Raw genomic sequence first — 14,736 nt, forward strand, 5'->3', positions numbered from 1 at the left:
CGTTTAAGGTTGCTGTTCTTCATTAAAAACAACGCCGATCTGCTTTCTCACTTCGTCCATCGCGGCAAGCGTTACGATCGCGCTGTTGAGGGAATGGATCGGCGAATCAAATCGGTTTTGCCCAATACACCAGGCAAAGTGATTAATTTCATGACATAGCTGCACGTAACGGTTGTTCGGTTCTTGCCAGTGCAGGGTGCGTTGGCCATCGCTGGAGATCAGGCGAAAATTACCGGGCGCATAAAACTGACCGTCCAGCACCAGGCTGGCATCGCGACCGGCGATAACTGCGGAGCCGGGCGTGTTACTGAACAGTGTGGTGTGCAGGACTGAATGCATGCCATTTGCATGAGTAAAGAGCATTGAGGTCTGGCCATTTATCTCTGCCGTCGCATTCTGGCCTTTCGCCACAATCGTGTCTGGCGCGCCGCCCACTCCTACGCTGAAGCTCACCAGGTAACTGCCGAGATCCAGCAGTGGGCCGCCCGCCAGTTCGGCATTAAAAATTCGGTGATCTGTGCTAAAAAACTCACCGTGATCGGCGATCAGGCTGTGAATATCACCGAGCGCGCCATCCGCAAGTAACTGGCGAATGACATCGTATTTGGGTGTAAAATTGCACCACATTGCTTCTATGCACAGCACATTACGTGCGGTCGCCGCCTGCTGTAGCTGCTTCGCCTGTGCGGCATTCAGCGCCAGGGGCTTTTCAATCAGCAGATGTTTACCTGCTTCAATTACGCGCAGGCCATCGGGAAAATGACGATTATGTGGCGTAGCAATATACACCGCATCAATATCATCCCGCGCCAGCAATTCATTAATCCCCATGCAGGCATGACTAATTGACCATTTGCGGGCAAACGCCTGGGCTTTATCGCGGCTGCGTGATGAAACAGCGACCAGTTGCTGATCGGTATGATTTCGCAGCGCACTGGCAAAGTGATCGGCGATCCAGCCGGGACCAACAATGCCCCAGCGCAGCACCGGAACCTGTCTGGCATCAGGTAAGCGCGGAACAGGTAGTGTAGAGGGAAACATAACATCTCCATTTTATGTATTCGCAGAGAGGTGAAGCGCGCTGTCGGGCCAGGCCGCAACGCCCGGCAGGCTTTCACCGCAGCAAGCTGGTTGCCGTCCTCTCTACGGTCTTACTGATATAAATCCGGCACGCTTTGTCGATTGAAACGAAACCTTTCTAGCAAATGTTCGTTCTGTAATGAATGAAAAAAGGAATGAATATTTCATTTTGCGAGAGAGATCAACTTTATGAGATGTTTTCTATCAAAATGAGGATAGAAAATGACTTCAGCGGTGGGATAGTAAAATCCGAGTAAAGCAGCACAGCGTGCCAGGCAGCAGATTGCAGAACAGCAGATCAGGCAGGTGATTCAAAATTTCATTATTTGGGGTAAAGATTATGTCGAAAGTGACCATGACCGCCATTGCGCGCGAAGCAGGCGTAGGGGTGGCAACGGTGGACCGCGTACTTAACCGGCGAGCGCCGGTACGGAGCGTAACCGAACAGAAAGTGCTGACGGCAGCAAGTCGCCTGGGTTATCGGCTGGAACAATCACGCATTTTGTCTTCCAGCCAGCCGGTAATAGCGGCGCAATTGCGCATGGGCTTTATTTTATTATCGTCCCGCTATTCATTTTATCAACCGCTGGGTGAGGCGCTGCGCAAACAGGCAGAACCTTATCAACCGTCGGGAAGTGAAACGGAATTTTGCTGGCACGATATTAATGATGTCGAAGCCGTTGCGTCTTCACTGCGCAGTCTGGCGAAGCGTGTAGAGGTGATTGGCGTGGTAGCGCTGGATCATCCGCTTATCCGTCATGCAATACAGGATGTTTCGCGCCAGGGCGTGCGCGTCTATGCGCTGTTTTCTGACTTTTCACCATGCGGCCATGCAGGTTTTATTGGGCTTGATAATCAGAAAGCCGGTCGCACCGCTGCGTGGATGGCGCAACACCTGTTGCACAAGCTGGGCAGCATTGGCGTGTTGCTGGGTGATCACCGGTTTACCTGTCAGGAAAGTTGCGAAATTAGCTTCCGCTCTTACCTGCGTGAAGCGGGGATCAGCCAGCGGGTGCTGGAACCGCTGAAAACCCATGAATCCATTGACGGCGGGTATCAGGCAACCCAGCAGCTGCTGAACGATTACGATGATTTAGTCATGATTTACGCGCCGTGCGGCGGTATTGAGGGTGTGGTGCGCGCATTACGTCAGAGCGGACGGAAAGGGATTGCACTGCTGTGCCACGGCCCGATTCAGGGCGGTGAACTTGCATTAATTGATGGCACGATTACGTTAATGCTGCGGCATCGTATTGAGGAAATGGCGGCTGCGGTTGTTGAGCACTGTATCAGTCAACATTCAGGCGAAAACGTGCAATTTTTCAGAGTTACCCTACCGTTTGAAATGATGATTCGGGAAAACGTGTAAAATTAAATGGTTAAGTTAAATTTGATAGTAAATTATCAAAAAAAGGACGTTTTATAATGCGATCTCTATCAAAAAATAAAACTTTCATTGTTGCTTGATTTGAAACGTTTGTTTGATACTGTCGGCAACTCTCATAGCACGGACAGAAATCATGACGATGCATATTGCCAATGCGCCTTGCAGCTGGGGCGTTGATGATCCCAAAAATCCTTTCCTGCCACCGTGGCAGAGAGTCCTGAGTGAAGCGGCGCAAGCCGGTTATCAAAGCATTGAATTGGGTCCCTGGCATTACTTGCCAGTTGATCCCGCTGAACTCAGCAAACAACTAAATGATCATGGCCTGTCGCTGGTGGCGGGCACGATCTTTGACGATCTGGTGAGTGAAGCGAATTTCCCGGCAATAATTGAACTGACGCACCACATCTGCCGCAATCTGTCGAAAGTCCCCACTGCGGAGAAAACCCCTGGTAATGCATCTGCACCTTATCTGGTCATTATCGATTTTAGTCATCCCGAACGCGCCAGATATGCCGGGCAATCCGATAAAGCTCCGCGCCTTCCTGCCGACGACTGGCAGCGCATGATGCAGCACATCACAGCTTTGAGCGAGATTGCCTGGAAAGAGTACGGTGTGCGGCCGGTTATTCATCCGCATGCGGGGGGCTGTATTGAGTATGCCGACGAACTGGCGCAACTGGTGAAAGATATTCCGCATGACGTGGCGGGTTTATGCCTTGATACCGGCCATCTTTATTATTCCGGCATGGATCCGATCACCTACCTGCAGCGTTACTGGGATCGCATCGACTATCTGCATTTCAAAGATATTAACGATGCGGTGTGGCGTGACGTAACTGCACGCGGTCTCGACTTTTTTACTGCCTGCGCTGAAGGCGTAATGTGTCCGATTGGCAAAGGCGCTATCAATTATCCGGCGGTGCGCGCGTTCCTCACAGAGCGCAATTATAAAGGATGGATTACCATTGAGCAGGAGCGCGATCCGCGTAATGCCGACACCAGTCTGCGTGACGTCACGGCTAGCCTGCATTATCTCCAGTCAGTTGGATTCTGAGGTCAACACAATGATTAATGGCAAAAAAGCGATTGGACGCTCATTACGGTGGGGCATGGTTGGCGGCGGTGGCACCAGTCAGATTGGCTATATACATCGCTCGGCGGCTCTACGCGATGGTAATTTTTCTTTGTTAGCGGGCGCATTTGATATTGATGCACAACGTGGCCGTGATTTTGGCATGGCGCTCGGTGTGACAGCCGATCGCTGTTATCCCGATTACGAAACGATGTTCGCAACAGAAGCGGCACGTAATGACGGTATTGAAGTTGTATCGATCGCCACGCCAAACAATACGCATTTTGCGATTTGCCGTGCGGCTATCAACGCTGGCCTGCATGTGGTGTGTGAAAAGCCGCTCTGCTTCACCACTGCTGAGGCAGATGAACTGGAACAGTTATGTGCAGAAAAGAATAAAATTATCGGCGTTACCTATGGTTATGCCGGACACCAGCTTATTCATCAGGCACGCGCAATGATCGCCGCCGGAGAGCTGGGTGAGATCCGTATCATCAATATGCAGTTTGCTCACGGCTTCCATAACGAAGCGGTGGAATTGCAGAACGCAAGCACGAAATGGCGTGTCGATCCGCGCTTTGTTGGTCCGAGCTACGTGCTGGGAGATCTGGCTACGCATCCGCTGTTTATTGCTGAAACCATGGTGCCGAAACTGCAGATAAAACGCCTGCTTTGTTCACGTCAAAGTTTTATCCCGTCGCGCGCACCGCTGGAAGATAACGCCTTTGTGATGATGGAGTATGACAATGGTGCGGTGGGAACAATGTGGGCATCGGCGGTGAATGCGGGTTCGATGCACGGCCAGAAAATTCGCGTAGTGGGAGCAAAGGCCAGCCTGGAGTGGTGGGACGAACAGCCAAACCAGCTGCGTTATGAAATCCAGGGCGAGCCGGTGCGTATTCTGGAGCGCGGTATGGGGTATCTCAGCGAACGGGCGCTGGAGGATGATCGTATCGGGGGCGGGCACTCTGAAGGCTTATTTGAAGCCTGGTCGAATCTTTATCATCGCTTTGCACAGGCGATTGATGCGACCGATCGTGGCGACAGCGATTTCCTGGCCGATTTTTGGTATCCCGATGTACATGCTGGTTTGACGGGCGTGCGTTGGGTTGAGCAGTGCGTGAAGTCAGCGGATGCTGGCGCGGTATGGGTGGAATACTGAACCGGTGAAAGCCGTTCGCGACCAGAAAAGTAGCATCCGTCAACCGGCGGACCCACTGAATGTCTTATTCTACGCACCATATGGATGTGGCGCGAACGACAAGCCAGAGGCACAGAGACTTTTCATCTCTGTGCCGGTTAGCAAAACGCTAAATGTCAGAGTTAACTAAACGGGTCGCCTTTATATCTGCTTAATTCAGCGTCTCGCTCAAAAACCGAAGCCTTTCTGCTATTGCCTGATTAAACGTTGCACGTTGGGATATTGTTCAAAATTGCTGCGGAATGGATTGATGTCTAAACCCCCTCTGCGCGTATACCTCGCGAAAACGCTTAATTTTGTGGGAAGGCAGTAACGATTAATGTCGTTGAAAATTCGCTCAACGCATTGCTCATGAAACTCATTGTGCATCCTGAACGATATAATATAGCGAAGTAATTTTTCCTGATTAATCCTTTTACCTTCATAGGTAATGATCACACTTCCCCAGTCTGGCTGATTGGTGACCAGACAGTTAGACTTTAATAAATTGGAAGAGAGAGTTTCAGATACGTTTTCACTCGTGGTGGCATCGATAAGGTATTCCGGATTGAAGTCATAATTATCGATGCTGATGTCCAGATGATCGATGCAATATCCTGGCAGAGCGGTGATGGTCTGTGGGTAACAATCTGGCTCTGGAAAAACCTTTACATTCACTTCACCCTCTGCCGCCAGAGAAAGATCTTTTGCTAATATCGATACGACTTCGTCTGTCGAACTAAACCTCGATTGATTAAAACTATTGAGATAAAGCTTAAATGATTTTGATTCAATAATGTTGCTGCTTGTAGCAGGGACAAGAAATTCTGCAATCGCAACAACCGGTTTACCCTTATCGTTTAACCATGAGAGTTCGAATGCTGTCCATAAGTCGAAACCAGAAAACGGCAGCTCACTGGATTCAATATTGATTGAGCTTCGGTTGCGCGAACGAGGCAGTGCTTCAAGGAGTTCAGGCGTATACTGCTGTATATACTCTGTCGTATTACCCAGTAATGTGATTCCGTCTTTAATTGTCATAAGCATTCCTTTCTGTTTTCTGTATTAATATAACGGCTGAATAATTCACGTGTTGCATAGATAGGCCCAACACCGATAACGGCATAAATTAGCTTTATAATAAACTGAGAAACTATCATTGTTTTTATTACATCCATATTCAGGACATCATAAAACGCCAGAACACAAAATATAACGCTGTCAATGGCTGACGCCGTGACGGTACTGGTAATGACCCGAATAAACAGGTATCTGGAATTAGTGAGCTCTTTTATTTTGCATAATAAAAATGAGTTAATGTTTTCAGAAATTAGATAAGAAACCGACGATGCGAAAACTACAGAAATAATACTGTTAACGAAGGCGGTATAGGGTGCAGCCAGTTCCCATTCTGGTAATGCCGATATGATACTGGTAAACCATAAACAGGTAACGAAGAATATATTTGCTAAAAATGAGATGAAAATTGTCCTTCTGGCCATCTTCAGGCCATAAAATTCGTTGAGAATGTCCACAAGAATAAACGATATGGGGTAGAAAAATATTGCCGGGGGAATAATGAAATTGAATACTGGCAGATGCACAGGTTTTACACCGCTAACGGTACAAAGAATGTAGACAACGGTTAACAGCAGGCTAATGATTAAGTAGGCATACCAGGAACGTTCATGCCTGTCGCCTAATTCATAGGACGTCACGGTGTCTGTTTCATTATACAGACGACGGTAAAGCGCTTTAAGTTCATTCCTGTTAAAGTCTTCGGTTATTGCGCTGCTTTCCAGCTCCGGCAGCCCAATATTAATAGATTTCCCCGTTGCAATAACCATTACATTAGCTGTTATCGTATCCGAGCGTTCGAATCCGGTCAGTTTGTATTTTTTATTGGCGTGCATATACTCTTCTTCCTTAAATTTTGCTGGGTTTTTATATAACCCTCTCCTCAACTACTGTCCCGATTAATAATTCACCCGCTAATGTCATATAACTAACTGAATCACTGTTAAGTCTGAAAAAGAAACCTTTTTCTTCTGAGAAGAACAGAGCCAGTTGTTTTTTCTTTGGTGGTGTCTTTCGCTTTATAATTAACATATCCCCAACGCGGAACGTATTGCCAATGTTCTTTTCTACACGTAAAGCGATTACGTTTGATACTTCGCCAAAATACCAGGTGAGAGGATATTGCGTAACGAGGTATCCGATCCTGTTTTCCAGACGGGATATGAACTCAGTTTGTGGCACGACAGGAATAGCAGCCGGATTTTTATCGCCTTCTGGCGATAAGGTTTTTTCAATGAGCTCAATATGTCGGAGATCACTGTTTTCGATTATTTCACATGAAACACCAAAAAAATCTGCGATTCGGATAATGGTTGAATGCTGAACGTTACTGACCTTACCTTCCAGAATTTTATATAACGTTGCACGCGTCACGCCTGTGCGGTTGGCGAAGGAAGCCTTCGTCTCGCCGCGGCTTTTTATCAGATATTCTATATTGTTTATTATATTTTCTTTTCTTTGTAAGCCAGAAATTTTCATCAAGACCGTCCTTGTCGTGAGTGCCCACCCAAAACGCATAACTAATGTTTAACATTCTCCTTTATAGTGTGTTTCAGAAGGTAACATAAAAAGTGGCGTATGACATTGTTTTCTGCAAGGTTATTCATTAGGATTTTAATTAAATAAAATCAAAAAGTTAAATAAAATCACCCAACAAAAAATACACTTTTATTGTCATTTTGAATGCTTTTTTGTTGACTTTGTGGAGGGGCAAAGATAATTTTAATGTATTAAAAGTAAACAAAAAAAGAAGAATCCCTTAATTATATGTATGTCTTATAACAACATCAGGGAATTAATGGTGCGAATTATCTTATTAAGCGAAGCATAATTTATTATGGAGATTAAGGAATGGAATCGAATCATTTTTTATCAGACTGGCACAGAGAGGATATTCTTGCCGCAGTCAGAAAAAAGAAGAAATCACTTGCTGCTCTGTCAAGAGAGCATGGCCTTTCATCAGGAACCTTAAGTAACGCGCTTATAAGACCCTGGCCGCGTGGCGAGGAAATTATTGCCAGTGCTATTGGCCTGCCGCCTGAAGAAATATGGCCAAGCCGATACCGCTCAAAAAGATACCGGGCCCGTAAGCGAAATACTATCAGCCCTGACATCTTTGCTGTTTAAGGTCTGATATATCAACAGGAGCAGTGAAGGCTATATATAACATGGCAATACCGGGGAATTCATCGAATAATAAAAACTATTGGCATCCAGGCGAGCAACCCGCTCATAGTGGGGATATTCGGATGTAATGATACAGTCGATACTCAGCGAATTTTCCTGACAACAACCCTTCTTTATTCCTGGCGAGCAGGTTTAGCGATTCTACATTGAGGCCAGAGGGGAGTAGTATGACTAACGTTTTGCGAGTGCTGATTAATTGCGGCATCTCCTGCTGACGGTTGTTTTGCATTGCTAGTGTGCTTCTGAGAGAATTTTCCGCTACCAGGAAGAAAAGCCTATACATCATTACTTAACGTGCTTTAATTCAGAAAAACGTTCATATCTGCAATGACATGCGGAATCGTTAATTCTAACATTAAAATCGGTGCTATCGCTCCTGCCAGGTGTTTTATCTCTCATCTCAAATAGTTTTTGAATTACAGGCGTTATGAGAACATTGTAATAAATCCTTTCAAAATATTTCAACTGACGCAGCCGGAAAGAGAATGGTTGACTTGAAATAGAAAACAGTCTGCTGAAATTATCGCTTGTTTTAAGATAAATAAATCATTGTGTTTAACAATAACGAATATCCAAAGTGCCGAATAGAGAGTATTATTAATTTAATACAGATCAGCCTGTCTGTGCATTACAGAGTTAATACATGGATTAGAAAGCATCTTTCTGTCAGTGACAGGAGTAGCGGCGATAAACGCGCAATAGAGAAATTTCTATGGATGATGTTAAATTATTACGTTGGATTGAGGTAGCATTCTCTGCTCCAAAAAGAATTATCTTAAATTTATAGTGAAACTTTTTATTTATATTTATTACATTAAAGTGACTGGTTAATTAAGGGGTAACTAACCAGTCACTGCATTGAGTTACATTAACCCGTGTCGTTGAGAGTGAAATATACGGCTCGCAGTCAGATGTTTTTACCCTGATAGCAAGGAAATCCCGTCACCTGCCGAGTTCTGTTAGATCTAAGCTTATCCATAATATTGCATCATATAGAGGCAGTCAGCACGCATTGTTGATGCCGCGTGCAAAGATGTCGATTATTTTAGCGCGTTATTGCTGAATGGTTAATAACTTCTAATGGCCAGGTCACATTTGGCGTGACTCTTATAAAATCGTCACGTCCTGACGAAAGGCTCATGCCGTTTCTAATAAACTTATCAAGATAAGGTAGGAATAAAAATAAAAATTATTTTATGGCGCTAATCATCTGCGTTCAATTAAGTTAATCGAACACATAAACAGAAGAGTTGAGCGAGGCTGTATGGCAACCGGGTATCGCCTCGTTATTGTAAGCGTTCCCTTGATTGTTAATGATAAGAAAGACCACGCCGAATTCAGCTCCCAGTGAGAGAAATAACTTGCCGTAATAATGCATTTCTCTGGAGTAGATGAACGTTTACCTGGGTGAGTTTCAAGTGAGTATTATTAGCCATCGTGCACGGAAAAATATTGCTTGTATTGTACTATTTCATTATGTTTTTACGCTTTTGGTTTTACTTTTCCCTGCTGGACTCAAAGCTGCTCATCAACCAGTAAAAAAAACGGTCGACTCTATCAGCTATGTTCTCTATCAGAAGCCAGCCAGCAAAAGCTGGCAGAACGTCCGTAATGAACTGTCGCTGCAAATAAGCGATATCGAACGCTGGCAACGGGTGCTGGCACAGCAATATGGTCTGTACTTCCAGTCATCATCCCTGTTACCCGCAGATGCACGCTTAGCGCAGGTTTACCCGCGCGTAACTCTGGCGGCCATCGCTGAGCGGGAGAGCCTGAGCGATTTTGCCTGGCGTTACAGGCTTTCGCTTGAGCAATTAATTAATCTCAATCGCCATGTAAAAAGCCCCTCACAGCTTGCGGATTTGTCGGGGCAGTGGGTGATTGTGCCTGATGAAAGACGTACGTCTGACACCGGAACCTCTGAGGGATCGGAAAAGCTACGCGATATTCTGGGATCGTTCTGGCAGTCAGCACAGAGCAATGGTGCCATCAGCAGCGCACGTACTCAGGCGCAGAATGCCGCCAGCGCATTCCTGACCACCGAAGTGGAAAACTGGCTTAATCAATCGGGTTCGCGTTCGCGCGTTAGCGCTGGCTTCGATCTGACCAAAGGCAGCAGTGCTGATTTTGGCCTGGACTATTTATATCCTTTTTTTAACGGGCAGCAGGATACGCTGTTTGTTCAGTTAAATGGCCACCGCTGGAACGCGCGTAATACCCTCAATGCCGGCATTGGCTGGCGTCATAATTTTAATCCCCAGCTAGTGGGCGGTGCCAACGCCTTTTACGATCAGGACATCACCCGCCATCACAGCCGGTTAGGGATGGGACTTGAGCTATGGAGCGAACGCCTGCACGGGGCAGTAAACTATTATCTGCCGCTTAGCGACTGGAAACGCTCTGATGCTCCGTTTCTGGAGGACAAAGCGCATTACAACCTTTATGAGCGTGCGGCGCGCGGCTGGGATCTGAATGTTGAAGCCGTGCTGTCAAAAAATCTCTCAGCCCGAACAACGTTTTTCCAGTGGTTCGGCGACAAGGTCGATGTGAACGGCAATCGCAGTGAAGCGAGTAAAAATCCTCATGGTCTGAATCTGGGCGTTAAATGGCTGCCCGTGCCGCTGGTGGCGCTGCATGCAGAACAGCAGTTGATCACTGGCCAACGCAACGACTTTAACCTGGGCCTGGATTTGGTCTGGGAATTTGGTCGCACCCTGTCGGAAATGCTCGATAGCAGTCATTCGCAAGCGATGTCCTCACAGACGTTGTCACGTACCGATTTCGTTCAGCGAAACAATAATATTGTGCTGGCTTATAAAGAGCAGCAGAAGACATGGAATATCTGGTTTGACCCTGCTGAACTTTCTGCCAAAGCGGGAAGTGCAGCTTTTATTAATCAGGTTCGGGGAGGCGGCAATGCGCATATCGTCTATCGCTCTCTACGTCCGGATATCGCCACCGTTGAGAGTAGCAGCGGCCGCGTCACGCCGCTGCGAACCGGTGAAACTACAGTTTATGCCGAACTGTACGCTTCAATGAAAGACGTTCGCCCTTCGGCCACTGCGCAATATCGCCTGAGCGTGCTGCCGGGCGACTTCGCGCCATCTGTTAGCGAGGTTGCCATTGAAGGCGAAGCGCGGATTGGCAACACCCTGACCGGCCATTATCGCTACCACTCGAATCAGGGTGAAGAAGAGGCTGAAGGTGGTTCATTGCAGCAGTGGTTCCATACCGACAACTTGTCTCAGCCGCTGGCGCGGGGTGCGTATTATCAGGTAACGGCTGATGATCTGGATAAGACAATCCTGTTTCGGGTTACCCCCGTTAATAAGAATCAGCAACATGGCGAGCCTGGAACATCGCAGATCGCCGGTCCCGCTCAGCAACTGGTGGATCTGCGGCTCAGCAAGCTTGAAGGCGGCGTGCAAATCGATGAAACAACGATCAAACTTGGTGTGACCGAAAGTGTAACTGTGAAACTCAGCGTGCGAGCCATAGATGAAAAAGGTAATCCGCTTGCTGAACGACCGGTGTGGTGGTCCTATCAGGGCGTACTGGGGCAGCTCAGCACGGCCCAAAGTCTCACTGATTCGCAGGGAAATACTGAGGTCGTTCTGGAAAATGTCAGCGGCCCTGCTGAAGACACGATTTTCGCCTCATTATTAGCACCCAAAATGGTACTGGCAGCAGACAAGGATGCTGGGCAGACGATGCCTAAACAACTTAAGTTAAAACTGAAAGTGATGATTGTGCATCCCAGCATTCAGCTGAAAGCGCAGGACGCGTCGCTGGTTGTTCCTGGCGATACCCCTGTTACCTTCACGGCAATATTGAGTGAAACGCACGGTTTAGGTATAGCAGAGCGTCAAATCCGCTGGCTGAGCAATGGTGCAGAATTCGGCACATCTATGACCGACAGCGATGGAAAAAGTGACATGCGCTTACCTGTTCCAACACACTATGGCGACGGGACATGGCGTGTTGAAGCGCAGCTGCCAGATGAAGGGCGTCTTGCGGAGTTCGCTGTGCCTTTACATAAAAAAGAGGCTCCACCGCTTTCAGCCAGCGATATTACGGTAACCTACAGCCCGGAACCACAAAGTAAAACGTTGATGCCAGAGGGCGGCAACGGAGGCCAAATGATCTTCAGGTCTTCGGACAGCGAGGTCGCGACGGTAGATGCAAAAGGTGTGATGACTTTCCACAATGCCGGTAAAACTACCGTAACTGTTAGCCAGACTGCCACCGAATCCCTAGTAAGCCCAGCGGATCTGCAGATCAACGTTGAGGTGCAACCGGCATCACCTGAAGTCAATGTTACCCTTCTGCCCACCATGCTGGCGGGCGCTACACAGCAGTTGGACGTGAAAAGCGACAGCGACGGTAGCGTAACGTGGCGCATTGACGCCGGTAAAGATTTGGCAACGATTAATAAAAATGGTCTGTTGTCTGCCACGAAATCAGGAAAAGTTAGCGTTAGCTGGTTGCTGCAGGCAACGCGTAATTACCTGGCGGCGACTCGCACCTGGACGGTGACGGTAAATAAAAATGCAGCTGGCGCACTGATAGCAGATCCAGTTTCCGTGACTTACGGCGACGCGGCCAGACGCCTGATGGTGAGCGGCGGCAACGGCGGTGTGATGCGCTTCACCACTGCTGACAGCGGGGTGGTGACGGTGGATGACAGCGGGATGCTGACCTTGCGTAACGCCGGTAAAACCACCGTGACCGTCAGCCAGGCGGCCACGGACGCAGCTGAGGCCCCGGCCGATTTGCCGGTCAGTATCGAGGTACGCCGGAAAGTCCCTGCGTTCAGCGTCACCCTCAGCGAGCATATGCAGGCAGGTGCCGCGCAGCAGCTGAAGGTCACCAGCGACAGCGACGGCCAGACGCGCTGGAGCATTAATGAGGGTAAGGATGTTGCATCCGTTGATGCAAACGGCCTGCTGACGGCCCACAGGGCAGGTCAGGTCAGCGTGACCTGGACGCAGCAGGCGACGGATAACTACGTCAGTGCGGCGAAAACCTGGGCGGTGACGGTAAATAAAAATGCAGCTGGCGCACTGACAGCAGAGCCAGTTTCCGTGACTTACGGCGATGCGGCCAGACGCCTGATGGTGAGCGGGGGCAACGGCGGTGTGATGCGCTTCACCACTGCTGACAGCGGGGTGGTGACGGTGGATGACAGCGGGATGCTGACCTTCCGTAACGCCGGTAAAACCACCGTGACCGTCAGTCAGGCGGCCACGGACGTGGCTGAGGCGCCGGCTGATCTGGTGATCAGTGTGGAGGTAGCTAAAGCACAACCTACTCTGAAAGTGGGCTCCCAGGAAACCATGCCGGTCGGCGCCACGCAGCAGCTGAAAGTAATCAGTGACAGCGATGGCGATGTCACTATGAGTATTAGTGCCGGTGCGGATTTAGCAATTGTCGATGCCGGCGGTCTGCTGACGGCGGTTAAAGCCGGTAAAATAACCATTGACGGAGCTTTACATGGCACCCGCAACTATGAAATGAGGTTTTTCTCCTTCACGATCGGCATTTACAAAAATGCGTCTGGCCCCTTAACGGCAGAGGCGGTCAAAGCCACTTACGGCGACGCGGCCAGACGTCTGGTGGTGAGCGGGGGCAACGGCGGCGCGATGCGCTTCTCCTCTGCCGACAGAGGGGTGGTGACGGTGGATGATGACGGGGTGCTGACCTTCCACAACGTCGGTAAAACCACGGTGACGGTGAAGCAGGCCGCCACGGACACCCACGCCAGTTCTTCTGATTTGGTGATCAGTGTGGAGGTACGCCGGCGTACGGCGGCGGCGTTAAAGGCATCCGGGATGATAGTCACTTACGGCAACGCGGCCAGACGCCTGGTGGTGAGCGGGGGCAATGGCGGCGCGATGCGCTTCACCTCTGCTGACAGCGGGGTGGTGACGGTGGATGACAGCGGGATGCTGACGTTCCGTAACGCCGGTAAAACCACGGTAACCGTCAGCCAGGCGGCGACAGACTCGGCTGAGGCGCCGGCTGATTTGCCGCTCAGCATACATGTCTTGCTCAAAGCCCCGCCTGTTCCTGCTCCGCAGGAAGGAGATATGTTGTTAGGGAATACTTTTAAAGTAACTCTGGCAGGGTTGGGGCTGGCAAATGATGATATTGATGTGACATGGATGACAGACAAAGGTTATAGCTGGTACGGCAATTCAGAACTCAGAAATGGTGTCGCAAGCTTCCGGGCATGGGACAAGCAGCTTGTTGGTGCAAAGTTGTATGTCACGATAGCCAGTAAAAAGAACCCGACACTGAGTACCACCTCACCGTTTACTACAGCCATTAAACCTGTTATCTGGCATATCGCTCAGATAAAACATTATTACTATCTCAAGCCAGGAAGTGGCTGGGTATATGAACCTCAAGTTTATGTTGTTAATAACAGAAATATGCCAGTCGAGGGTGTAGAGGTTTGCTTCGAGGCTACAGGTTTTGGCGGTGAGAGTTGGAAGCGTGTAACTGGACAAGATGGAACGACACCAGGCATACGGGCGCCAACTAGCAGCGCATATTTCAAAGCCTGGATTTGTAAGTCCAGTATAAGACCAGGTAGCAGTGCCTATATGGGCGGTGGTAATAAAAGCTGGTATGACGCATTTCCCGATTGGCAGACAGAGGTGCCAGCTGATTAATATTTATGCTTCATGGTCAGGTGATTGAATCGCCTCTTTTTAGTGTACCTGACCATGGACGGTAACACGATCTGTC

Annotated in this window: 9 protein-coding genes; 5 read left to right on the forward strand and 4 right to left on the reverse strand. The window is 48.7% G+C overall.

Going from position 1 to position 14,736, the window contains the following annotated elements:
* Nucleotides 1–3 precede the first annotated feature (3 nt).
* On the reverse strand, nucleotides 4–1,041 hold the full coding sequence (locus QRY16_RS02375; RefSeq protein ID WP_289775512.1) for a Gfo/Idh/MocA family protein: 1,038 nt from the start codon (nucleotides 1,039–1,041) through the stop codon (nucleotides 4–6).
* A 379-nt stretch (nucleotides 1,042–1,420) separates the two neighbouring features.
* Between QRY16_RS02375 and QRY16_RS02380 the strand changes: the two genes are divergently transcribed.
* From QRY16_RS02380 to QRY16_RS02390, 3 genes are all read left to right on the forward strand, one after another.
* The gene (locus QRY16_RS02380) at nucleotides 1,421–2,449 is read left to right on the forward strand and encodes a LacI family DNA-binding transcriptional regulator (protein WP_289775513.1); all 1,029 of its coding nucleotides are present in this window, start codon (nucleotides 1,421–1,423) and stop codon (nucleotides 2,447–2,449) included.
* Between the two features lie 151 nt (nucleotides 2,450–2,600).
* Entirely contained in the window at nucleotides 2,601–3,521 is a 921-nt protein-coding gene (locus tag QRY16_RS02385) for a TIM barrel protein (RefSeq protein ID WP_289775514.1), read from the forward strand.
* A 10-nt stretch (nucleotides 3,522–3,531) separates the two neighbouring features.
* On the forward strand, nucleotides 3,532–4,701 hold the full coding sequence (locus tag QRY16_RS02390; protein ID WP_289775515.1) for a Gfo/Idh/MocA family protein: 1,170 nt from the start codon (nucleotides 3,532–3,534) through the stop codon (nucleotides 4,699–4,701).
* 228 nt (nucleotides 4,702–4,929) lie between these two features.
* Here QRY16_RS02390 and queF read toward each other — a convergent pair whose 3' ends face one another.
* Genes queF through QRY16_RS02405 form a run of 3 tightly spaced genes read right to left on the reverse strand, consistent with a single transcriptional unit; the run spans nucleotide 4,930 to nucleotide 7,275 of the window.
* Entirely contained in the window at nucleotides 4,930–5,766 is an 837-nt protein-coding gene (gene queF / locus QRY16_RS02395; protein WP_289775516.1) for an NADPH-dependent 7-cyano-7-deazaguanine reductase QueF, read from the reverse strand.
* Nucleotides 5,757–6,632, reverse strand: coding sequence for a queuosine precursor transporter (locus tag QRY16_RS02400; protein WP_289775517.1), 876 nt, complete (start codon nucleotides 6,630–6,632; stop codon nucleotides 5,757–5,759). The genes queF and QRY16_RS02400 overlap by 10 nt, the downstream gene beginning before the upstream one ends.
* A gap of 31 nt (nucleotides 6,633–6,663) precedes the next feature.
* A complete protein-coding gene (locus tag QRY16_RS02405) occupies nucleotides 6,664–7,275 on the reverse strand; it encodes a helix-turn-helix domain-containing protein (protein WP_289775518.1) in 612 nt (203 codons plus the stop codon).
* Nucleotides 7,276–7,647: 372 nt separating this feature from the next.
* On the opposite strand from QRY16_RS02405, the gene QRY16_RS02410 reads away from it, so the two are divergent.
* The gene (locus tag QRY16_RS02410; protein ID WP_289775519.1) at nucleotides 7,648–7,923 is read left to right on the forward strand and encodes a helix-turn-helix domain-containing protein; all 276 of its coding nucleotides are present in this window, start codon (nucleotides 7,648–7,650) and stop codon (nucleotides 7,921–7,923) included.
* Nucleotides 7,924–9,374: 1,451 nt separating this feature from the next.
* Nucleotides 9,375–14,660, forward strand: a complete 5,286-nt coding sequence (locus tag QRY16_RS02415; RefSeq protein WP_289775520.1) for an inverse autotransporter beta domain-containing protein — start codon at nucleotides 9,375–9,377, stop codon at nucleotides 14,658–14,660.
* Nucleotides 14,661–14,736 lie beyond the last annotated feature (76 nt).

This window comes from Mixta mediterraneensis, from assembly GCF_030283135.1.
Lineage (GTDB): Bacteria > Pseudomonadota > Gammaproteobacteria > Enterobacterales > Enterobacteriaceae > Pantoea > Pantoea mediterraneensis.